The organism is Halomonas sp. 113, assembly GCF_904067645.1.
Classification (GTDB): Bacteria; Pseudomonadota; Gammaproteobacteria; order Pseudomonadales; family Halomonadaceae; genus Vreelandella; species Vreelandella titanicae.
The window spans coordinates 1,899,132-1,921,771 of record NZ_LR881453.1 but is presented as its reverse complement, the minus strand read 5'-3'; the positions used below and the strand labels follow the sequence as shown (position 1 = coordinate 1,921,771).

The following is a 22,640-nucleotide window of genomic DNA, read 5'->3' as shown; positions in this document are numbered from 1 at the left end:
AAAGCGATCAAGCGCGTGAGACGTAGTCCCCACTGCGCGTATCGATTTTCAACACTTCGCCCTGGTTAATGAAGAGCGGCACACGCACCACAGCGCCAGAAGACAACGTCGCAGGCTTAGAACCACCCTGTGCCGTATCGCCTTTCAAACCGGGATCTGTTTCCACGACTTCCAACTCGATAAAGTTAGGCGGCGTCACGGAAATGGCCTTATCATCCCAAAGCGTAATGATATAGGGCACCTGCTCTTTCAGCCACTTGATGGTATCGCCTAGCGCTTTTTTCTCTACCGCATACTGCTCAAACGAGCCATCGGTCTTCATGAAGTGCCACATATCACCATCGGTGTAGAGATACTCCATTTCTAAATCCATGACATCGGCACCTTCCAGTGAGTCACCGGATTTGAAAGTCTTCTCACCTACGCGGCCAGTCATCAAATTCCGCAGTTTAACTCGGTTAAACGCCTGCCCCTTACCGGGCTTGACCAGCTCGTTCTCAACGATCGCACAAGGATCGCCGTCGAGCATTACTTTCAGACCGGCCTTGAATTCGTTGGTAGAATAGTTCGCCATAATGTCTCTCAATCATCCATTTCAGTTATTTGTATCAACAGGTGGTGCGCGAAGCCATACTTTGCCGCTGTCAGCAGGTTTATATACCAGTAGCTATATGCCAGCAGCGTTGCAAATGGCGTCGTTAAATAAGTGCGCGCATGATAACCCGAAGGAGGGCTTTTTTGCAGGAGAACATCATTATTGCCGCGTCTGAAACGCAAAGCCATCGCGACTCACTGGCGCATTCCACTTGGCAGCAGCAGCTTTCTCATGCCATTCGTGATCCGCAAACACTTTGCGAACGGCTGGGCCTAAGCCACGACTGGTTGGCGGGCGCCAAGGCTGGACATGCACTGTTTGACGTATGTGTGCCTGAAGCGTACCTCAACAGAATAGCCTATGCCGACATAAACGACCCGCTGCTGCGTCAGGTACTGCCGCTTGGCGAGGAAGCACTAACGCCACATGGCTACGTCGTCGATCCGCTTGAAGAAGCCGAACATCGGCCCGCCAAAGGGCTGATCCATAAGTATGCTGGCCGAGTGCTGCTTATCGCCAGCCCCAACTGTGCCATCAACTGCCGCTACTGCTTTCGCCGCCATTTCCCCTACAGCGATAACTCACCCTCCAGAGCGCAGTGGCAGGAAGCGCTGGATTACCTGCGCGCTGACACCACTATTCACGAGGCGATTCTGTCTGGCGGCGATCCGTTGGCCGCCAGCGATCGCCAGTTGGCATGGCTGGTGGAGCAGCTAGAAAGCATCCCGCACCTAAAACGGCTACGCATTCATACCCGCCTGCCGGTGGTGATTCCCGATCGGGTCGATGACGCTCTGCTTGGCTGGCTTTCCTCTACACGCCTGCAAAAGGTGGTGGTGTTGCATATTAACCACGCCAATGAAATCGACCAGGCGGTGGTAGACGCCTGCGCGCGCCTTAAGCAGGCGGGTGCAACACTACTCAACCAGAGTGTACTGCTGCGCAATGTGAACGATAGTGTCACGGCCCTTACCGCACTTTCTGAACGGCTATTCGAAGCAGGTATTCTGCCCTATTACCTGCATGTACTGGATCCTGTGCAAGGCGCTGCGCATTTTGATGTGCCGGACAGCGAAGCACGCGAGCTGGTTGCTCATCTTCGCGATCATTTACCCGGTTTCTTAATGCCACGCCTAGTGCGAGAAATTCCTGGAAGGGGAAGTAAAACGCCGTTGTGACGCATGTTGAAGAAACAGCGGCACTGAGACGTTTGAATGGCTCAGTGCTGAAGCCTTAAGCCACAAGTTAGTTATACCCTCCGAATAGGCCCAGCATACTGAGCCACCAGCTCATCCGCAGTAAGCAGCAAAAATCCCTCAGCTTCTGCCTGGGCCACCAAAATTCGATCAAAAGGGTCTTTGTGGATGACTGGTAAATGAGCAACGTTAAGTGTATGCAATGAATTGATAGAAAGTTCTAAATAACCGTTATCCAGCAGCCCACGACGCAGCAAGTGCGGGTCAACGTGAAAATCAGGGCGTTGCAGACTGTTCTTAATGACCACTTCCCATATGCTGGCAGCGCTAAAATAGAGCCTGTTATCTTCGTCATTAATCATAGCTCGCGCATCAGCAGAAAGCCTCTCCGGCGCTGCCGCCGCCCAGAGCAAAACATGCGTGTCCAGAAGTAGATTCACATCAACCTCCAAACATCTCGGCTATTTCCTCCTGTCCCATACGATCAAAATCATTAGGTATCTTAAACTGGCCTGCCAGAAACCCCAGACGCTTTTGCTGGCCAGAAGCAGGGCTATCAATGGCCGTCACGCGTGCCATCGGTTTGCCTGCTTTGGCAATAATAAACCCCTCCCCCTCGGCAGCCCTCGCCACCAGCTGAGACAAACGTGTTTTAGCTTCGTGAATATTGATAGCCTCCATATAAAATCTCCTAAAAATGCGGCTTTGTTAGTAAGCTTAGTTTAATAGGTTTAGTTTAGCCGAGGCGAACGCTTTTACAATGCATCCCCTTCATTGAAAAAACAGCGCTAGGTGTTGCTACAGTTAATCAAGACATGTCACCCAGATCGTAAAAATATCGTTTTCTGCTAAAGTTATAGTGCTAACGATTTCTGACGTTGAATTAGCCTCAACGTTGGGCATCTCACTCAGCAGGAGGCCATAGCGTTATGTCACCATCCCTCTCGTCCAGACCGGGCGCTTTCGTCCTCTTAATAGCCTCGCTTGCCGGGCTTGCCATCGCTTTATATGCCTATTTCACACCACTAACCGGCGTCACTGGAACGCTTGGGGCACTGGTCGCCATTGTGGCCTGCCTCGCCCTTGCGGTGATGGCGTTACTTCTCTTTAAAGTTAGAGGGCGTGGTGCTTCCATCGTACTGCGGATACTCATACTGATGGGGCTTGCCGGTACATCTTTCGCCGGAATGCTGCTGCATCAGTGGTGGATCAGCGCAGCCATGGTAGTCGGTCTGATCGGCTTGATTGTTGATATGGTTCGCGCAACCCATCACGCCCGTCTCACCCACACCTGAGGAGCCGCCCATGCCGACATTATTACCCACCCCGTTTAAATCGATAACCCCAGGCTTAGGCGCAGTCACCGCCCTGGCGATCTGTTTTACGCCCTTGCCGTTACTGGCTCAGGGTCAACCCAGTGAGCAGGAGAATCCCGAGCAAGAAGAAGCGCCCAGTCGCGCTCCCATCCCGCTGGTGCCTGGCGAGCCGACCTGGAACAGCTTCCATGGCCAGCTTAATGCCCAAAAATATAGCCCGCTTGATCAAATCAATACTGATAACGTTGGCGAGCTGGAGAAGGTATGGGAAGTGCATACCGGCGATGTCGCGGATGGCTCAGGTGAGTTGCCAGCCACCGTTTGGTCAGCGACCCCGGTGTTTGCTAACGATACCCTTTATATTGGTACTCCCTTCTACCGCATACTCGCGTTAGACCCCGGTAGTGGCGAAGAGAAATGGAGTTTCGATACTCAATCCTCTCTGGAAGCGCTAACTCAACCCGCCTTGAAAAACCGTGGTGTGGCCTATTGGGAAGCCGACGATCCGGTAGCAGGCGAGCCCTGTCAGAAAATTATCTATATGGGCACCATGGATGCACAGCTTTTCGCGGTTGATGCCGATAGTGGCGAACAGTGCGCCGACTTTGCCGATAACGGTGTGCTCGACGTCAACCAGTGGAACGACACCAACGACCGCTGGCCGCTTTCGCTACTACAACCCCCTACCGTGGTGGGAGACCACTTAGTGCTCGGCTGGGCGGGGATGGACTGGGCCTACGAACAGGCGCCACCCGGCACTGTTTACTCAATTAATGCCCGCACTGGAGAACGTGAATGGACGTTCCAGGCACTTTCAGATGAGATGCGCGATCAAAGCGGCACCGCCAATGTCTGGACACATATGTCCGCCGACGAGGAGCGTGGTTTAGTCTATCTGCCGGTTTCCTCACCCTCGCCGAACTACTGGGGCGGCAATCGCACCGAAGAAGTGCCTCTGGGCACATCCACCACTGCCCTGGATATCGAGACCGGCGAAGTGGTTTGGTCGCGGCAGTGGGTACATCACGATATCTGGGATTACGATATCAATGCCGCACCAACGCTGATGGACATCACAGTAGATGGTGAAGAAATACCGGCACTCATCCAAGCAACCAAAATGGGCTTTCTGTTCGTGGTTAATCGCGAAACAGGCGAAGACGTTTGGCCGATTGAGGAGCGCCCGGTACCCAGCGGCGACGGCAGCGTTGAGGGCGAAGTTTACGCGCCAACCCAGCCTTTCCCGACTAAACCGGAACCGCTGTTAGATCAGTCTGAAAAGCCCAACGTCTGGGCGCTGGCCGACGCGGTTAGCTTCGGAGAGTGTTCCGCATTGTGGGACGATCTTCACTATGAAGGCATGTACACCCCGCCCACTACCCAAGGCGAAGGCACGCTCGGCTATCCGATCAGCGCAGGCGGCGTACAGTGGGGTGGTGTGGCCTTTGATCCGAAGAGCCAAACAGCAATCGTCAATACCTCGCACATTGTGCAGTACATAAAACTCTATAATCGCGAAGATTATGACAAAGCGGATAGCGGATCCGGCAATGAAAGCGGTTTTGCCCCACAGGAAGGCGCGCCCTATGGGATGCGTCTTGAGGTAGCGCTTAACCGGCTAGGCATGCCCTGCTGGGAGCCCCCCTTTGGCGAGCTTGTCGCCCTGGATATGACCAGCGGTGATATCAAATGGCGTCGTCCGGTGGGTGCATCGCAACAGTATGGCTTTTTTATGCCTGAGAGCTGGGGCTCGCCCACCATCGGTGGCCCGGCCGTAACCGCAGGCAATATTATCTTTATTGGCGCTTCCATGGATGCCAAGGTGCGTGCCTACTCCCTTGAAACCGGCGAGGAGCTCTGGTCAGACCAGACCGAAGCCCCCTCCGTCTCGAACCCCGCGGTCTACAAGTACAATGGCCGCCAATATGTCGCCTTTGTTTCCGGTGGCAATACCATTCTGAAGGACCAGGTGGGTGATCAGATCGCGGTCTACGCGCTGCCAGAGTAACCCTTAGCGTAAAACGGGGCGGCCTCAGAGGCTGCCCCGTTTACGTTAACAACTACTTTCTCTCACTGCTTCAGCCAAGATCACGGGTCTGAGGCTTGGTACGCCTGGCTAACTGATTGTTTGCCGCCCTAAAGCATACCCGCATCAGCGGCACCAGCAGCCACAGTATCGGCGTAAGTAGCCAGCGGTAAATAAAGTGCGCAATAAAGAGTACTGGCAGTAGCACGATGAGCCAGATAAGAAACTGACCCAGCCAAACCGGCCAGCCAAGCCAGGAAGAGAGATTGGCGCCAAGTGCGCTTACTAAGCTTGGGTGGCGAACCACCACATAAGCGGTACCCGCCACAGCGGCAACTTTGGCCATGCGAGGCAACGCCGCAAAACGCCCACCACCACTCATTAACGCGCCTTGGCGCAAACCAGCACGAGCGCCCTGTGCTTCTACGTTGCCCACTCGGGCAGCACGAGCGGCCTTGCCTGCCCGCAGCACCTTCACGGTGCTGGCCATCACCAGTAGATCGACACCGGCCCAGCCTAGATCAGCGGCGCCAATGTCGTCGCCCCGCCGCCACTGGCTTTCCAAATCGCGTAAACCACTGGTGAAGAAATCGCTCAGGCCCGCAACCAGACGCTCACCCTGTAGCCACTCCACGTCGCTTTGTTCACTAACCACAAACTGGTTGAGCAGCGCGTGGCCATTGGCATCCAGCAGCGCAATACCCATCTGCCCGCGGCGGTAAGGGGTGAACGCTGAATCCGCATCTCCCTCCTCATCGCTCCACCAGCGGCTGAATTGCTGATAACGCTCACCGACCCAGTACTGCGCCTTTAGCGTGGCCACATCGTGGTTGCGAAAGTAGCTAATGGGAAGTACGGCGTCAGCCCCATAGCGCACCAGTACTCGCTGAAAATTGGGCAGTAAGCCGTACTCCACTAATACATCGCGGGCCATATCACCGTGGCGCAAAATCGCCAAAGAGGCGCTCATCCACAGCGCCTGATCGTCAGCATAACTGAGAAACAGCGCATTGAGCTCCGCTGTTTCCTGCTGAAGCGCCGCCTCTAGCGAGGGCAATGCCCGCTGAGCTTCCAATCTTACCAGTTTGGACTCAAACGGCTCATGAGAGGCCAATGTTGATGCTAGCCCGGCGATCACTATCGCGGTTACTACCATTATCTGCCAGGGCCGCATTGCAATTCACCTCGCTCAACTGGTAACTGCAGTATTACCCCAACGTCTCTGCCGTTACGTTGGCCGCCGCAGGCTGGGTCGAATAGTGGCGATTGATCGCACTCAATACCCCCTTCATCGACGCGCTGGTAATGCTTTCATCGTTACCTACACCGAATACCGCTTTGCCGTCGATACGCACTTCCACATAGGCGATCGCTTCAGCGTCGGCGCCCTGGCCACGGGAGTGCTCGTGGTAGTCAATAATCTCTACATCGTGCCCTGCGGCTGCCAGTGCTTTAACAAAGGCCGCTAACGGGCCGTTGCCCTCGCCCTTTAACGTTTGCCGTGTGCCGCTCTCCTCAATCACGGCGTCCAGCGTGACTTTGGGGCTGTCGGGTTCAGACGACAAACGGTGGTTAACTAATGCAAAGGGCACTCGCTGCTCTAAATACTCATCCGAGAACGCCTGATAGATCATCTGCGAGGTGATCTCACGCCCGGTGCGCTCTGCCACTTCCTGAACGACCTGACTAAACTCGATGGAAAGCCGGCGCGGTAGCTCAATACCGTGTTCCTGCTCAAGCAGGTAGGAAACACCGCCTTTACCCGATTGGCTGTTAACCCGAATCACCGCTTCGTAGCTACGGCCCACGTCCAGCGGATCGATAGGCAAATAAGGCACATCCCAAACGGCATCAGGGTTGGCGCGACGATCCGCCATGCCTTTTTTGATCGCATCCTGGTGAGAGCCGGAGAAGGCGGTAAACACCAAATCGCCCACGTAGGGGTGGCGCGGATGCACCGGCAGTTGGTTGCAGTACTCCACTTCGCGCATGATGGGCGTGATATTGGAAAAATCGAGCTGGGGGTTAACGCCCTGGGTATACATATTCATCGCCAGGGTGACGATATCAACGTTGCCGGTGCGCTCGCCATTCCCAAACAGCGTACCCTCAACGCGATCAGCTCCGGCCATCAGCGTCAGCTCTGCCGCCGCAACGCCGGTACCGCGATCGTTATGGGGGTGAACGCTGACAATCAAGTGGTCGCGGTTTTTGACGTGGCGACAGAACCACTCGATCTGGTCGGCGTAGTTGTTGGGCGAGGCGACTTCTACCGTGGCAGGCAGGTTCACGATCATGGGCTTATCGGCGCGGGTGCCATAAGCGTCCATGACCGCTTCGACGATCTCAACGGCAAAGTCCATCTCGGTGGTAGTGAAGAGTTCCGGCGAGTACTGGAACGTCCAGTTGGTTTCTGGTGCGGCGTCCATCTGCGCGCGAATCTGCTGGGTTGCTTCGACGGCGATTTGCACGCATTCAGCTTTATCGACATTGAACACTACCCGGCGAAACATGGGATCGGTAGCGTTATAGACGTGGGCGATAGCGTTTTTGGCGCCTTGTAGCGCTTCAAAGGTGCGTTCAATCAAGTGCGGACGTGCCTGGGTTAGCACTTGAATGGTCACATCGTCAGGAATTTTATCCTGCTCAATCAGCGAGCGAACGAAATCGAAGTCGGTTTGGGAGGCTGACGGAAAGCCCACTTCTATCTGTTTAAAACCAACACTAAGCAGCATGTCGAATAAGCGCTGTTTGCGCTCCTGATCCATGGGGTCGATCAGCGACTGGTTGCCGTCGCGCAGGTCAACGCTGCACCAGATAGGCGCCGTCTCGATACGCTTGCTCGGCCACTGGCGGTCGGGCAGATCAACGGCCACAAAGGGGCGGTACTTTTTGGCAGGATCAGTCAACATCATGGCGGCTCTCCTAAAATCAGTCAGTTGTGGGCTTGTCGCTGTGCTTACCGCCCGCGTCATTCTGGTGTGTTGGGGCTGTCGAGTATGCTTGAGAGAGCGCTGACTCCATACGGTCAAGCTGCGCTTTCAGCCCGCGAACATCATTGCGCAGCGACTGCAGCTCGGCTTCTTCGCCTTCGCCGTTGTCCAGCGCCATTTGAGCGCTCTCTTTCTGCATCACGTCCAGCACAATACCAATCATCATATTGAGAAAGATAAAGGCGTTCAAAAAGATAAAGGTGAGAAAATAGATCCAAGCGTAGGGGTAGACCTCCATGGCCGGATATAGCACAGCGGTGGCCCAGCTCTCAAAGGTCGCCACCTGAAATAGCGTTAGCATGGCCAGGGAAATATTGCCCCACAGCCCCTCGTCTACATTGTGAAACAGAAAGCTCCCAATGGCAGCGTATATATAGAAGATGATAAACATCAGCAGGACCACATAGCCCATCCGTGGCACCGACTTCACCAGGGCGCTGAGTAGCATCTGAAGTTCAGGAATCATCGACACCAGGCGCAGTACCCGAAAAATGCGCAGCAGCCTGGCCAGTAGCACCATTTCCGAGTCATCCATGGGGATGAGACTGGCAGTCACAATCAGGAAGTCAAAAACGTTCCAGCCCTTTTTGAAGAAGTCGAGCAGGGTACGCTCTGCGGCCATTCTGATTAAAATCTCAATCAGGAAAAAGATCGTTACCGCGATATCGAGATAGAGCAGCCACTGCTCAACCTGAGTGGTTTCGTCGTAGGTTTTTGCCCCTATCACCAGGGCGGAAATGACGATAATGGCGATCACCATCGCTTCAAAAAACTTGTTTGACCGTAGCTTTTCAAAACGGGCCTGCCAGTTAGTAAAGGACTCACTCATGTAACAAAAAATCTCTCAACGGTTAATTCGCACACTTTATACTAAAATTACACACCTGCTACACAAGTGATATCCTGTTGTTTCACTTGATGTATCCTACGCCACCAGAACGCCTCTTTAGACGCCCTGTTGGTACTCTTTTGACTTTTTTTACTTTAGCCGCTGGATGATCCCCATGACACTGCTTTGGATAGCCTTATTGCCTCTGCTAGGCGTACTGGTGCCGGCACTCACCGCACGGCGCGGGCGCGGTTTCTGTTCCCTTGCAACGGCGGTGCTGCCCGCTACCGCCCTAGTAATGACGCTACTCAACGTGCCAGCTCTTTTAGATGGCGAGCAGCTACGTTTTTCGGTCACCTGGATGCCGGAACTGGCACTGAACTTGGCGTTCCGCCTGGATGGGCTATCGCTGCTGTTCAACCTATTGATACTCGGCATCGGTCTGCTGATTATTCTTTATGCTCACTACTATTTAGCCAAAGACGAACCCTATGGCCGATTCTACGCCTTCCTGATGCTTTTTATGGCGTCAATGGTGGGTATTTCAATGTCGGACAACCTGATTCTGCTATGGCTCTTCTGGGAGTTAACCAGCCTCTCTTCGTTTTTGCTGATCGGTTACTGGTCGCACCAGTCGGATGCCCGTAAAGGCGCACGCATGGCGCTAACAGTCACCGGCGCGGGCGGCCTTGCGCTATTGGCGGGCTTACTGCTGTTGGGCGATATGGCGGGCAGCTTCAATATGGGCGATGTACTGGCTAGCGGCGAAGTGATTCTGGCGGATTCCCGCTACCCGCTTATGCTGGGTTTGGTACTGCTGGGGGCGTTTACCAAATCAGCACAGTTCCCGTTCCACTTTTGGTTGCCCCACGCCATGGCGGCACCCACGCCAGTATCAGCCTATCTGCACTCGGCCACCATGGTTAAAGCGGGCATTTTTCTGATGGCACGACTGCACCCAGCCATCGCGGGTAGCGAGCTGTGGAGCGTGGTGGTCTCCCTAGTGGGCATCGTGACGATGCTATATGGCGCTTGGTTTGCACTGATGAAGACCGACCTAAAGGGTATTCTGGCGTTCTCCACCGTTAGCCATTTAGGCTTGATTACCGTGCTGTTGGGTATCGGCAGCCCCATGGCGATTTTAGCTGCCCTGTTTCACATTCTGAATCACGCCACCTTTAAAGCCGCACTGTTTATGAGTGCCGGTATTATCGATCACGAGACCGGCACCCGGGAGCTGAAACAGTTGGGCGGGCTGAAAAAAGCCATGCCAGTGACGGCACTCTTGACCACGCTAGCGGCTGCCTCAATGGCGGGCGTACCGCTATTTAATGGTTTCTTATCCAAAGAGATGTTCTTCACCGAAGCGCTAGCGACGCCCGTGTTAGGCGGCCTTAGTTGGCTATTGCCCGCGCTGGCAACACTGGGCGGTATCCTCTCTGTGGCTTACTCGCTGCGTTTGGTGCACGCCGTTTTCTTCAAACCGGCCCGTGAAGCACCACCGAAATCGCCCCACGAGCCGCCGCACCTTATGCGTTTGCCGGTAGAAATATTGGTAGCCCTGTGCGTGGTAGTGGGCCTGTTCCCGGCTTTTATGGCAACGGGATTATTAGAGCTCGCCAGCCAAGCGGTGATTGGTAGCCCACTGGATTTCCACCTGGCTATTTGGCACGGCGTGAATCTACCGCTCATCATGAGTTTGCTCGCCTTTGTGGTGGGTATTGCACTCTATTGGCGCTATGGCGAGGTGCGTCGATTTACCCAGCAGTTTGCCGGGGTCGATGCCCGGCGGGTGTTTGAGCGCATGCTTGTCTCCATGGGCTATCGCGCCGAGCAGCTTATTGCCAAGCTTGAAGGCAATTCGCTACAGCGTTATGTGGGCTGGCTCTGGCTAGGCGCATTAGTCATGGGTGGGATCGGCCTGGTTCAGATCACTGACTTAACGGGTGCTGCTGGCAATCAAGAGCTGGATGGTATCCTCATACTCGGGGCGGGGATGCTGATGTTTGGCGGCGTGGCCACCGCTGCCACTCACCGCTACCGGCTGATCTCTCTGCTGATGCTATCGGTCGTCGGGCTCTTTGTGGCGCTCACCTTTGCTCGTTTCTCAGCACCCGATTTAGCGCTGACACAGCTTTCGGTGGAAGTGGTGACCATGATCCTGTTGATGCTGGCGCTATTTTTCTTGCCCCAAAAGACCCCGCGCGAATCCAGCCCACTGCGCAACGTTCGCGATATGCTGCTGGCAGGCACGCTAGGCTTGGTGATTGCCAGCCTTAACTACGCGGTCATGACCCGCGAGACGCTGTCGATTTCCAGTTTCTTTGTGGAAAACAGCAAGCCCGGTGGTGGCGGCTACAATGTGGTCAATGTGATTCTGGTCGACTTCAGGGGATTTGATACCCTAGGTGAAATCACCGTACTGGCCATCGCTGGCCTGGCGATATTTAAGCTGCTAAACCGCTTACGCCTGTTTATGCCGCACAGTGACGGCGAAGGCCGGGTATGGTCACCTGACCGCTACCCAGCGGTACTCACATCCATTTCAATGACGCTGCTGCCACTGGCACTGTTGGTATCTGCATTTATCTTCCTGCGCGGCCATAACCAGCCAGGGGGTGGCTTTATCGCGGGGTTGATTACTGCGGTAGCCTTGATCCTGCTGTACATGGCCCGGGGTGTGGCGTGGGCGCAAGAACGTTTGGACTTCCCTTTCCAACCGGTAGCCGTCATTGGGGTGGCGATAGCCACTCTAACCGGGCTGGGTAGCTGGCTATTTGGTCACCCGTTCTTAACATCCGCATTTGGCTATTTCAGCCTACCACTCATCGGTACCTTTGAACTGGCCACCGCGCTGCTCTTTGATCTGGGTGTCTACTTAGCGGTGGTGGGCGCTACGCTGATGATTCTTGCCAACCTTGGTAAGGTCACCACCGCTCACCGCCCGGTGACCGAAGCAAGCGAACAGGATGCAGATGCCAGCGCCGCCGCCACCTCTGCCAAGGAGCCTCGTTAATGGAACTGCTTTATGCGATGACCACCGGTGTATTGACTGCTTCTGGCCTCTATCTAACGTTACGCGGCCGTACTTTCCCGGTCGTGGTGGGCCTTACGCTGCTCTCTTACGCAGTGAATTTGTTCCTGTTTTCGATGGGGGGATTAACCACTGATGGCGCTGCCATTGTCTCTGAGGGTGCAGGTTTCGCCGACCCGTTGCCCCAGGCACTAGTGCTCACGGCCATAGTGATTGGCTTTGCGATGACGGCGTTTGTGGTGATCCTGGCCATGCGGGCGCGGAGTGAAGTGGGGAACGACCACGTCGACGGTAAAAAGGAAGACCGAGAATGATGCAGCATCTAATTGTTTTCCCTGTCGTTCTGCCGCTAGTCGCGGGCATATTGCTGCTCTATCAGCGCCAAGGATTAGTGCGTTACAAGCGCACGGTGAGTGTTGTGGCCACGGTGCTACTGCTGCTGGTTGCGATAGGCCTATTACGCCAAGCCGCCAGTGGGGAGATCACCTACTACGCGCTGGGTGACTGGCAAGCCCCGTTCGGCATCGTATTGGTACTCGATCGCCTCTCGGCGTTAATGCTACTGCTGACTGCCGTATTGGCCGTTGGCGCAGTGGTGTTTGCCTGCGCTGGTGACGATGAAAAAGGCAGCAACTTCCACGGCCTTTTTCAGTGGCAACTGCTGGGCATTAACGGTGCTTTTTTAACCGGTGATTTGTTTAACCTGTTTGTCTTTTTTGAAGTTCTGCTGCTGGCGTCCTACGCCCTGCTGCTTCACGGCGGCGGTAAAGCGCGCATTCAAGCCAGTGTCCACTACGTGGTGCTCAACCTAGCGGGATCTTCGCTGTTTCTGATTGCAGTGGGGATTCTGTATGGCGCAACAGGCACGCTCAATATGGCCGATATGGCGATCCGGGTAGCCGAACTACCCGAAGAGCGTGACGGCTTAGTGAGCGCTGGGGCACTGATGCTGCTGGTCGTGTTTGGGTTAAAAGCCGCCATTCTGCCGCTCTACTTCTGGCTACCCAAAGCTTACGCCTCGGCCCCCGCGCCAGTGGCGGCGCTGTTTGCCATCATGACCAAAGTGGGCATTTACGCCATTCTGCGCGTCTACTCGCTCATTTTTGGCGATAGCGCTGGCGGTTTGGAGGCGCTGGAACAGCCCTGGGTGTGGTGGCTATCGCTCGCTACCCTGGCTGCCGCAGGCGTTGGGGTAATGGCCGCAAGGGACTTACGACTGCTGGTTGCTTATTTAGTGCTGGTGTCAGTGGGCACGCTGCTGGCGGGTATCGGCATGCGCTCGCCACAGGCGGTCTCTGCACTACTCTACTATTTGATCCACACTACGTTGATCACCGGGGGTCTGTTCCTGCTAGCGGAAATGATTGGCCTCCAGCGTGGCAAAGCGGGTACTCGCATAGTCAAGGGCCGCCCTATGGTGCAGGGCGCAGCACTCGCCATGTTGTTTTTTGTCGGCGCTATCGCCGTCGCAGGCATCCCGCCGTTCTCCGGCGCTTTCGGCAAAGCATTGATGCTCAATGCTGCCGAAGGCACCCAGCGACTATGGCTATGGCCGCTGCTGCTGCTAACCAGTTTAGCCTCGCTGATAGCCCTCTCCCGGGCTGGCTCTACGCTGTTTTGGCGTAGCCACCGGGGCACGATCAGCGGTACGCCGCTTTCCCATTGCCAGTGGTTTGGGGTTATTTGGCTGCTGAGTGCAGCCCCTCTATTAGTCGCCATGGCCGGGCCAGTGAGCAGCTACACTCAAGCCACGGCTGAGCAATTAGCCAACCCCCAGGTGCTGATTCGCACGCTACTACCTGATGCTGGAGATGCCCAATGATTGCTCCGCGCTCCTGGCTACCCACGCCTGTTTTATCGATACTACTGCTCGTCGTTTGGCTGCTGCTGGTACGCAGCTACGCCTTTGGTCAATTCGTACTCGGTGGCTCGTTAGCCATTTTGATCCCTCTGCTGACCCACCGCTTTTGGGATGCACGCCCCCGGATCTCTAAGCCTCTCGCCTTACTGCGCTTTGTACTTCGAGTACTAGGCGATATCGTAGTGGCCAATTTCGAAGTCGCGTATTTGATTGCCAACCCCTGGCGAAGGATGAAACCTCATTTTATTGAATATCCATTAATGCTAGAGGATCGATTTACTATCACGCTGCTGGCTAGCACCATTAGCCTGACTCCCGGTACTGTCTCCGCCAATCTGCGCCTGGATGGCAAGTCACTGCTGATTCACGCCTTAGATGTAGACAATGAGGAGGCGCTGATTAACCAGATTCGTGAGCGCTATGAACGCCCGCTCAAGGAGATTTACGAATGCTGAGCATTGCGCTTTATATCACCTTATCCCTGGTGGTGATGGCACTGTTGATGAATCTCTACCGGCTTACCATCGGCCCCAGCCTGCCCGACCGGGTACTCGCCCTGGACACTATGTACGTCAACTCGATTGCACTGATCGTGCTGCTGGGACTATGGCTGAACAGCAAAACCTATTTCGAGTCGGCGCTGCTGATCGCGATGCTAGGTTTCATCAGTACCGTTGCGGTGTGCAAATATATTCTGCGCGGAGATATTATCGAATGAGTACCGTGATCGTCGCCTCCATAAAGAGGCAGCCGCTATGCCAGAAAGGCTCATGCCAGGGGGCGTTATGTCAGGAGTAATAGAGGCGGTTATTTCGCTGCTGCTGGTTGCTGGCGGCATCTTTGTGTTTATTGGTTCGCTAGGGATGGCCCACTTGCGTGACTTTTATATGCGCCTGCATGGCCCGACTAAGGCCACCACTCTGGGTATCGGCTGTATGCTGATCGCTTCGATGATGTATTTCTGGAGCGTGGATGGCAAACCCGATATTCAGGAAATGTTGATTACGCTCTTCCTGTTCATTACCGCCCCCGTTAGCGCCCACTTGCTGGCCAAGTCCGGCTTGCACCTGCGTTTAAAGCACGCTGATAAAACCCAGGGTAAGCCAGTAGAGCTGCGCCCGGAAGAAGTCGGCGATAAACCGGTACCCCACCCGGATAAAGGCCATGGCTGAAAGCTAAGCAACCTCGCTTTTGTCATTGCGAGCGAAGCGCGGCAATCCTGAATCTGTCATTGCGAGCGAAGCGCGGCAATCCTGAATCTGTCATTGCGAGCGAAGCGCGGCAATCTTGGGTTGAACTGCGCCTGCGCAGGTTGAGATTGCCGCGTCGCAGGCTCCTCGCAATGACACTTTGCGCGACTGTGCCAAAGCAGAATTTACGGGGTTAAATCCTGCTGGTGATAGCCCAGTAGATAGAGCAAGCCATCAAGGCCCGAGGTTGAAATCGCCTGGCGCGCCTGGGCACGCACCAGGGGCTTGGCCCGAAACGCAATCCCCATACCCGCTTTGGCAAGCATTTTCAGATCATTGGCGCCATCCCCTACCGCAACCGTTTGGCCCAGGGTAAAACCTTCGCGCTGAGCAATGGACTCTAATAGTTCGGCTTTGCGCTCGGCATCGACGATCGGCTCACTTACTTCGCCGGTTACCTTGCCATTTTCGATGATCAGTTCATTGGCATGGATCTCGTCAAAGCCCAGCTTCTCCTGTAAGTGGCGAGCAAAGTAGGTGAAGCCGCCGGAGAGGATGGCGGTGCGAAAACCTAAGTGCTTCAGGTTAACCATTAAGCGCTCTAAGCCTTCCATTAGCGGCAATTCCTCAGCGATCTCCGCCAGCACGGACTCATCCAAACCTTCAAGTTTGCTCATCCGCTCACGAAAGCTCGCTTTGAAATCCAACTCGCCGCGCATGGCACGCTCGGTGACTTCTGCGACTTCATCACCCACACCATGGCGGCGGGCCAGTTCGTCAATCACTTCAGCTTTGATCAGCGTGGAGTCCATATCGAAACACACCAAACGGGGCTGAACGTGATCACGAGTATCTGCTTGGATAACAATATCAGCACTCAGAGTTTCGCTCAGTACCCGTGCGGCATTACGAACCGCTTCAACATCCACCTCACCTACCAGACGATGCTCGATACAGTCGATGCACTTATTCTGCTGTAACGAGGCGTCGGCAAGTCGCCGGGTGCTCCTTTTCTGCAGACCAAATTGCACGATCAGGGCGTCTACCTGGGATTGAATATCTGCGGTTAAACGTGCCGCTAAAACGGTTAGGATCAAGTCACCGCCTGCCATCACTTAGCTCCTGCCATTATTTACTCTCCTGCCTCTAAACGGTCGACTTTCTGGAAGCCACGGGGCAACTTGCTACCGCGGCGGCCACGCTCACCGCGATAATAAGCTAAATCGTCGGCTTTTAGGGTTAGCTTGCGCTTACCAGCATGAATCATCAGCGCATCACTGGCAGCGAGAACCACAATGCCGGTAACAAACTCCTCCCGGCGGGCAGCGCGTGGGCCGGGGATATCGAGCATCTTATTGCCTTTGCCCTTGGACATTTCCGGTAGTTGATCCAAGGGAAACAGCAGTAGCCGGCCTTCGTTTGAAACCGAGGCAACCCACAGCTCGTCGCCCTCTGGCACTTCAACCGGCGCCATCACATTGCAGCCTTTGGGCAGGCTAAGCACCGCTTTACCTGCTTTGTTTTTACCGGTAAGTGTATCGAGCCGTGCCACAAAGCCATAACCGCCGTCAGTGGCGAGCACGAAGCGCCGCTCCGGCGGTGCGAACATCAGTCCCGCCATTTTCGCCCCAGCGGCAACGTTCGCGCGACCGGTGACCGGCTCCCCCTGCCCCCGCGCACTGGGAAGATTGTGAGCAGACAGCGTATAGGCACGACCGGTGTCATCCAGCAGTACCAGCGGCTGATTGGTTTTACCTTTCGCCGCCAGTTGGAAGCTATCCCCGGCTTTATAGGAGAGCCCCTCGGGGTCGATATCGTGCCCCTTGGCCGCCCGAATCCAGCCTTTATCGGAGAGCACCACGGTAATCGGGTCAGCGCCCAGCAGCTCCACCTCTGAAAGCGCCTTGGACTCTTCGCGCTCGACCAGCGGTGAGCGACGCTCATCGCCATGCTCTTTACCTGCTGCGCGGATCTCTTTTTCAATCAGCGTAGTGAGCTTGGCTTCGCTGCCCAGCAGCCCCTCTAGATATTTGCGCTCTTTTTCCAGCTCATCCTGCTCGCCGCGAATTTTCATTTCTTCGAGCTTGGCAAGGTGACGCAGGCGTAACTCTAAAATGGCTTCGGCTTGGCGCTCAGAGAGACTAAACGTTGCTATCAGCGAGGCTTTAGGGTCGTCCTCCTCGCGAATAATGCGGATCACTTCGTCCAGATCAAGGTAGGCAATTAGCAAGCCTTCCAGGATATGCAGCCGGTCTTCGACTTTGCCTAAGCGGTGCTCTAAACGACGACGCACCGTGCTGCGCCGGAACTGCAGCCACTCACCCAGCATTTCGGGCAGCGGCATCACCCGTGGGCGGCCGTCCAGGCCGATCACGTTCATGTTCACCCGCACGTTCTTTTCCAGGTCGGTGGTGGCGAATAGGTGCGCCATCAACGACTCTACATCAATGCGGCTGGAGCGTGGTTCGATGACCAGTCGAGTCGGCTCTTCGTGGGTCGACTCATCGCGCAGGTCAGCCACCATGGGCAGCTTTTTGGCCTGCATTTGCGCGGCAATCTGCTCCAATACTTTGGCACCGCTGACCTGATAGGGTACGGCGGTGATAACAATATTGGCTTCTTCGCGGATGTAGCGGGCACGCAGCTTGACCGAGCCACGCCCGGATTCGTAGAGCTTCCGAAGATCCGCGGGCGGGGTAATAATTTCTGCATCGGTGGGGAAATCCGGCGCGGGCACGAATTCCATTAAATCAGCGGTGGTCGCCTTGGGGTTACGTAGTAGATGACAGGTTGCTTCGACCACTTCCGAGACATTATGGGGAGGAATATCGGTGGCCATGCCAACCGCAATCCCTGTGCCGCCATTGAGCAGCACATGGGGTAACTTGGCCGGCAGTACCAGCGGCTCTTGCATGGTGCCGTCAAAGTTGGGCGCCCAATCGACGGTGCCTTGGCCTAGCTCGCCCAGCAGCACTTCGGCGAACTTGGAAAGCTTGGCTTCGGTGTAGCGCATGGCGGCGAAGGATTTGGGGTCATCGGGGCTACCCCAGTTGCCTTGGCCGTCTACCAGCGGGTAGCGGTAGCTAAATGGTTGCGCCATCAACACCATGGCTTCGTAGCAGGCGCTATCCCCATGGGGGTGGAATTTACCCAGCACGTCACCGACGGTACGCGCCGACTTTTTGTACTTGGCGTTGGCGTGCAGCGCCAGCTCGCGCATGGCGTAAATAATCCGCCGCTGCACGGGTTTCATGCCGTCGCCAATATTGGGCAAGGCGCGGTCGAGAATGACGTACATCGAGTAGTCGAGGTACGCTTTTTCGGTGTAGTCGCGCAGGGAGAGACGCTCGACGTCTCCTTCCGCTACTTGAATATCCATGTCGATCATATCCTACCTTGACAACAAAACCGCCCCTGTTGGGGCGGCTGATAAGCGGACACGCGGCCACTTAACATGGCTCGCTATGTTAATTGATACCTTTCGTTTGATGCATTGGATAGCGCTGCCGTAGATGACGCTTCTTGAGAACTACCGTGAAACTCGTCTAACAGCCCTTTTAAGCGCTGAGCCTGTAATGACAGCTCATTGGCAGCACTCGCCGCTTCGCTAACCAACCCGGCATTTTGCTGCGTCACCGTATCCATTTGCGTGACCGCCCGGTTGATCTCATCAATACCGTTGGTCTGCTCGCCAGACGCTTGGCTGATTTCGCTAATACGTGCAGTAACCTCTTCAATCGCCACCACGATATCTTTCATGGCGGATTCAGCTGCTTGAGCATAGCCACTACCGGTGGCAATCTGCTCTGAGGTGGTTTTAATCAGCCCATTAATGTTTCTGGCAGAAGCAGCGCTACGCGACGCCAGCTCACGTACTTCGCTGGCCACTACGGCAAAGCCACGCCCATGTTCACCGGCTCGCGCCGCCTCTACAGAGGCATTTAACGCTAAAATATTGGTTTGGAAGGCAATGTTTTCAATCACATCGACTATCGAAGAGACCTCAGTAGAGCTTGCGTTGATAGCCTCCATGGATTGCGCCAGCCGTGATACCTGCTCTCCACCTTGTTTCACTTTTTCTGCTGACTCTTTCGCTCGCTGATCCGCCTCTTGAGCGTTATCAGCATTGCGCTTCACCGTAGCGGCCATCTCTTCCATCGTAGAAGAAGTCTCTTGCAGAGAAGCCGCTTGCTGCTCAGTGCGGCTAGAAAGCTCGGTATTGCCCGCGGCAATTTCCGTCGATTCACTGGCAATGGCATCCGCTACGCCACGCACATCACCAAACAGGCGCTGCAACTTCTCCGCGTAGCGATTCACAGCACCGCGTAGCTCGCCGATTTCATCATCGCGATAAATGGTCAGTTCACGACTGGAACCGCCCTGGCCCAGTTGATCAATCTGCCCAGTAGTGCTGCGAATCTGACGTAACAAGATACGCCCACCCCACCAGCCTAGCGCGAGCAGCAGCGCCAACAGCGGTAAAATAAACATCAATAAATCACGCGTTAAGGTGCGCGCCAAGGCTGTTACCTGTTCGCTAGGCGTTACCAAGCCGAGTGTCCAGCCAGTGTCTGGCATATCAAACAAACGCACTGCCGCAGGCTCGTCCAATACGCCCGCACTTTCTACATTGGCCTCATCACGGCCAGCCTCAACGGCCTCTACAACGGGCTGAAGCCAAGGCATATCCCCCACTAAATCGCCCAGGCCGCGCATTTCATCCGACGCCTGCTCAACGCCCGGTAGGTCAATCACGTTGTGATCTTTATCCAGTACAAAGGCATAGCCGCCCGTTCCACCACCATTTTCGGCGAGAAACTCAGCAACACCGTTTAACTGCATATCAATGGTGGCCACACCTGCAAAGTCATTATCGAGGTAATAAGGCACACTACAGGTCACCATCGCGACGCCGGTCGCCGGATCGCGATAAGCAGCAGACCAAACACACTGCCCGGGGGTCGCATCACGGGCACTGCTGTACCATGCCTCATCATGATAGGCGGCAATATCGCTTGCGTTATAGTCATCCAAAAATTCCAGCTCGCCCTGGGCATTGCGTGCCCAAAAAAAGCTAAAGCGCTCGACACCCGAGGAAAATGCGCCGGGTTCAGGCCAAATACCGCCGCCCGCCACCGTGGCATTGCCGTTGTCATCAACGACATTTGGCAAGGCCTCAAGGTAAATGGCTTCTTCACGCGGCAGCGATTCGGCCAAAGCCGCCAAGCTCGATGTATTGCCTTCGACCCGGGCTAATTGACCATTGAGCGCATTGACAATCGAGCCCCCCGTACGCTCTATCAATGACTGGCTCGCATCGATAACCAGCGGCTGACCTCGCCACGCCATTACGCCGTAAATACTGGCCGCCATCAGAAGCATAAGTACGACTGCAGACAGCGTTAACTGTCGAGATATCGTGTTAAACAAAAGCCTTCCCCTTATATATGAATGTACGTTTATTACGTCTTTTTAGTATGTAAGCTCTACATTCAACTATCGGCTAAAGTACGCGTTACTGTAACAACGGCTTGTTAACGCTTGTCTGCTTTTACCTACACTTCGATATCGGCAAGATTGCCGTAATCTTCCAGCCATTTTTTGCGATCACCGGCACGCTTCTTGGCCAGCAGCATATCCATCATTTCCATGGTGCCGTCGCCGACGGTCAACGTCAGTTGCACAAGGCGACGGGTTTCCGTCGACATGGTGGTTTCACGTAGCTGTAGCGGGCTCATCTCACCCAGACCTTTAAAGCGCTGCACATTAGGTGTGCCACGCTTATTGGCCAGTTGCTTGAGAATGGCGGCTTTTTCGCTCTCATCCAGGGCGTAGTGCACTTCTTTACCCAGATCGATACGGTAAAGAGGTGGCATGGCGACATACACATGGCCTGCGTCTACCAGGCTCGGAAAATGGCGTACAAACAGCGCGCACAGTAGCGTGGCAATGTGCAAGCCATCGGAGTCGGCATCGGCGAGAATACAGATCTTGTGATAGCGCAGCTTTTCCAGATCAGCGCTGCCGGGGTCAGCGCCAATGGCGACGGCGATATCGTGCACCTCCTGGGAACCGTAGATATCGTGCGTTTCCACTTCCCAGGTATTCAGGATCTTACCGCGCAGGGGCAGTATCGCCTGGGTCTCGCGGTTACGCGCCTGCTTGGCACTGCCGCCAGCGGAGTCCCCTTCGACCAAAAACAGCTCACTCTGGGCAGGGTCTTGGCCGGAGCAGTCCGCTAGCTTACCGGGCAAGGCCGGGCCGGACGTGACCTTTTTACGGGCGACTTTTTTGGCTTTTTTCTGGCGATTTTGCGCCGCGCTGATGACCAGCTCGGCAATCGCTTCGGCTTGATCCACATGGTGGTTCAGCCATAGCGAGAAAGCATCTTTAACCACGCCGGAAACAAAACCGGCAATCGTGCGCGATGACAGCCGCTCTTTGGTTTGCCCGGCAAACTGCGGGTCGAGCATCTTCACTGAGAGCACAAAGGAGGTGCGCTCCCAAAGGTCATCAGCGGTGAGTTTGATGCCGCGGGGCAACAAGTTGCGGTATTCGCAGAATTCCCGCAGCGCGTCCAGCAGCCCGGAACGAAAGCCGTTTACATGGGTACCGCCCTGAGGGGTGGGAATAAGGTTAACGTAGCTCTCCAGCAGCGCTTCGCCGCCTTCTGGTAGCCATTGAATCGCCCAATCGACACCGTGCTCGTCGTCATTGAAGTGGCCTACAAAAGGCTCCTTGGGCAGTACTTCATAACCATCGGTGGCTTCAACTAAGTAGTCGCGCAAACCATCGGCGAACTCCCACTCTGTGGAAGTGCCGTCAGGTTCTACCAGCGTGACTTTCAAGCCGGGACACAGCACCGCTTTGGCACGCAGCAGGTGTTTCAACCGGGTTAGCGCTAACTTGGGGCTATCGAAGTAGCTCTCATCCGGCCAGAAACGCACCAAAGTGCCACTTGCCCGCTTGGGGGCTTTACCAATTTCATGCAGCTCTTCGACTTTCTCACCGAACTCGAAGGCCATGGCATGGCGTGCCCCATCCCGGGTAACTTCGACATCCAACCGGCGCGATAGCGCATTAACCACCGAGACACCTACCCCGTGTAGGCCGCCGGAGAAGCGGTAGCTAGTGGAGGAGAATTTGCCACCCGAGTGCAATTTGGTAAATATCAGTTCAACGCCCGAAACACCGTGTTCAGGGTGTAGGTCGATGGGCATACCACGGCCATTATCCTGCACCTCAATCCCGCCGTCGCTATGCAGCACGACGTTAATCATGGTGGCGTGGCCCGCTAGCGCTTCATCGACGCTGTTATCAATCACTTCTTGAGCAAGGTGGTTGGGGCGTGTGGTGTCGGTATACATACCGGGACGCTTACGTACCGGCTCGAGGCCCGACAGGACTTCGATGGAACTCGCGCCGTACTGAGAGGCATCAAACTGGGTCATGTAACGTCGGTTCCCTGAAAAATCGTACTGGCAGCCATATCAAATGCTGAAAAGTGTCATTGCCGACTTGCAAAGAGGCACAGGATAGCGGAAAAGCAAAAAGCTGTATATCTAGCCATGCTTATCAATGGCAAAGCGGAAAGGGCTTC

General features: G+C 55.2%; 19 protein-coding genes. 9 read left to right on the top strand and 10 right to left on the bottom strand.

Annotation, left to right across the window (positions count from 1 at the left end; all coding sequences use genetic code 11):
* Positions 1 to 7 precede the first annotated feature (7 nt).
* Entirely contained in the window at positions 8 to 574 is a 567-nt protein-coding gene (gene efp / locus YERSI8AC_RS08985; protein ID WP_022523987.1) for an elongation factor P, read from the bottom strand.
* 164 nt (positions 575 to 738) lie between these two features.
* On the opposite strand from efp, the gene epmB reads away from it, so the two are divergent.
* The gene (epmB, locus tag YERSI8AC_RS08980; protein WP_027959051.1) at positions 739 to 1,773 is read left to right on the top strand and encodes an EF-P beta-lysylation protein EpmB; all 1,035 of its coding nucleotides are present in this window, start codon (positions 739 to 741) and stop codon (positions 1,771 to 1,773) included.
* A 71-nt stretch (positions 1,774 to 1,844) separates the two neighbouring features.
* Here the strand turns inward: epmB and YERSI8AC_RS08975 are convergent, their stop codons facing one another.
* Together YERSI8AC_RS08975 and YERSI8AC_RS08970 are read right to left on the bottom strand one after the other, a co-directional pair.
* Positions 1,845 to 2,243 carry a type II toxin-antitoxin system VapC family toxin gene (locus tag YERSI8AC_RS08975; RefSeq protein ID WP_236557278.1) on the bottom strand — a complete coding sequence of 133 codons (399 nt, stop codon included), beginning with the start codon at positions 2,241 to 2,243 and terminating at the stop codon, positions 1,845 to 1,847.
* Positions 2,233 to 2,472 carry a type II toxin-antitoxin system Phd/YefM family antitoxin gene (locus YERSI8AC_RS08970; RefSeq protein WP_022523990.1) on the bottom strand — a complete coding sequence of 80 codons (240 nt, stop codon included), beginning with the start codon at positions 2,470 to 2,472 and terminating at the stop codon, positions 2,233 to 2,235. Before YERSI8AC_RS08970 ends, YERSI8AC_RS08975 begins: the two co-directional genes overlap by 11 nt.
* 248 nt (positions 2,473 to 2,720) lie before the next feature.
* Here YERSI8AC_RS08970 and YERSI8AC_RS08965 point away from each other — a divergent pair, with 248 nt between their 5' ends.
* Positions 2,721 to 3,086 (top strand): hypothetical protein, encoded by a 366-nt coding sequence (locus YERSI8AC_RS08965; protein ID WP_022523991.1) that lies wholly within the window; start codon positions 2,721 to 2,723, stop codon positions 3,084 to 3,086.
* Positions 3,087 to 3,096: 10 nt separating this feature from the next.
* Entirely contained in the window at positions 3,097 to 5,115 is a 2,019-nt protein-coding gene (locus YERSI8AC_RS08960; RefSeq protein ID WP_159176611.1) for a pyrroloquinoline quinone-dependent dehydrogenase, read from the top strand.
* Positions 5,116 to 5,185: 70 nt separating this feature from the next.
* On the opposite strand, the gene YERSI8AC_RS08955 is transcribed toward YERSI8AC_RS08960, so the two are convergent.
* Genes YERSI8AC_RS08955 through YERSI8AC_RS08945 form a run of 3 tightly spaced genes read right to left on the bottom strand, consistent with a single transcriptional unit; the run spans position 5,186 to position 8,955 of the window.
* Positions 5,186 to 6,307 (bottom strand): hypothetical protein, encoded by a 1,122-nt coding sequence (locus tag YERSI8AC_RS08955; protein ID WP_159176610.1) that lies wholly within the window; start codon positions 6,305 to 6,307, stop codon positions 5,186 to 5,188.
* A gap of 34 nt (positions 6,308 to 6,341) precedes the next feature.
* A complete protein-coding gene (leuA, locus tag YERSI8AC_RS08950) occupies positions 6,342 to 8,048 on the bottom strand; it encodes a 2-isopropylmalate synthase (RefSeq protein WP_159176609.1) in 1,707 nt (568 codons plus the stop codon).
* 16 nt (positions 8,049 to 8,064) lie between these two features.
* The gene (locus tag YERSI8AC_RS08945) at positions 8,065 to 8,955 is read right to left on the bottom strand and encodes an ion transporter (protein WP_159176608.1); all 891 of its coding nucleotides are present in this window, start codon (positions 8,953 to 8,955) and stop codon (positions 8,065 to 8,067) included.
* A gap of 175 nt (positions 8,956 to 9,130) precedes the next feature.
* Between YERSI8AC_RS08945 and YERSI8AC_RS08940 the strand changes: the two genes are divergently transcribed.
* The 6 genes from YERSI8AC_RS08940 (at position 9,131) to YERSI8AC_RS08915 (ending at position 15,022) form a co-directional block, all read left to right on the top strand.
* Positions 9,131 to 11,971, top strand: coding sequence for a monovalent cation/H+ antiporter subunit A (locus YERSI8AC_RS08940; RefSeq protein WP_041158019.1), 2,841 nt, complete (start codon positions 9,131 to 9,133; stop codon positions 11,969 to 11,971).
* Positions 11,971 to 12,303 carry a Na+/H+ antiporter subunit C gene (locus tag YERSI8AC_RS08935; protein WP_022523997.1) on the top strand — a complete coding sequence of 111 codons (333 nt, stop codon included), beginning with the start codon at positions 11,971 to 11,973 and terminating at the stop codon, positions 12,301 to 12,303. Before YERSI8AC_RS08940 ends, YERSI8AC_RS08935 begins: the two co-directional genes overlap by 1 nt.
* Positions 12,300 to 13,811, top strand: a complete 1,512-nt coding sequence (locus YERSI8AC_RS08930; RefSeq protein WP_141441301.1) for a monovalent cation/H+ antiporter subunit D — start codon at positions 12,300 to 12,302, stop codon at positions 13,809 to 13,811. Before YERSI8AC_RS08935 ends, YERSI8AC_RS08930 begins: the two co-directional genes overlap by 4 nt.
* Entirely contained in the window at positions 13,808 to 14,305 is a 498-nt protein-coding gene (locus YERSI8AC_RS08925) for a Na+/H+ antiporter subunit E (protein ID WP_138800046.1), read from the top strand. The genes YERSI8AC_RS08930 and YERSI8AC_RS08925 overlap by 4 nt, the downstream gene beginning before the upstream one ends.
* Positions 14,299 to 14,568, top strand: coding sequence for a K+/H+ antiporter subunit F (locus YERSI8AC_RS08920; RefSeq protein WP_138800045.1), 270 nt, complete (start codon positions 14,299 to 14,301; stop codon positions 14,566 to 14,568). Before YERSI8AC_RS08925 ends, YERSI8AC_RS08920 begins: the two co-directional genes overlap by 7 nt.
* A 67-nt stretch (positions 14,569 to 14,635) precedes the next feature.
* Positions 14,636 to 15,022 carry a Na+/H+ antiporter subunit G gene (locus tag YERSI8AC_RS08915; RefSeq protein WP_027959043.1) on the top strand — a complete coding sequence of 129 codons (387 nt, stop codon included), beginning with the start codon at positions 14,636 to 14,638 and terminating at the stop codon, positions 15,020 to 15,022.
* 203 nt (positions 15,023 to 15,225) lie between these two features.
* Here the strand turns inward: YERSI8AC_RS08915 and serB are convergent, their stop codons facing one another.
* The 4 genes from serB to parE form a co-directional block, all read right to left on the bottom strand.
* A complete protein-coding gene (gene serB / locus YERSI8AC_RS08910) occupies positions 15,226 to 16,152 on the bottom strand; it encodes a phosphoserine phosphatase SerB (protein ID WP_159176607.1) in 927 nt (308 codons plus the stop codon).
* 20 nt (positions 16,153 to 16,172) lie between these two features.
* Positions 16,173 to 18,428, bottom strand: a complete 2,256-nt coding sequence (gene parC / locus YERSI8AC_RS08905) for a DNA topoisomerase IV subunit A (RefSeq protein ID WP_236557277.1) — start codon at positions 18,426 to 18,428, stop codon at positions 16,173 to 16,175.
* Positions 18,429 to 18,502: 74 nt separating this feature from the next.
* Positions 18,503 to 20,422 carry a methyl-accepting chemotaxis protein gene (locus tag YERSI8AC_RS08900; RefSeq protein ID WP_159176605.1) on the bottom strand — a complete coding sequence of 640 codons (1,920 nt, stop codon included), beginning with the start codon at positions 20,420 to 20,422 and terminating at the stop codon, positions 18,503 to 18,505.
* Between the two features lie 173 nt (positions 20,423 to 20,595).
* Positions 20,596 to 22,491, bottom strand: a complete 1,896-nt coding sequence (gene parE, locus YERSI8AC_RS08895) for a DNA topoisomerase IV subunit B (protein WP_009287735.1) — start codon at positions 22,489 to 22,491, stop codon at positions 20,596 to 20,598.
* Between the last annotated feature and the right edge of the window lie 149 nt (positions 22,492 to 22,640).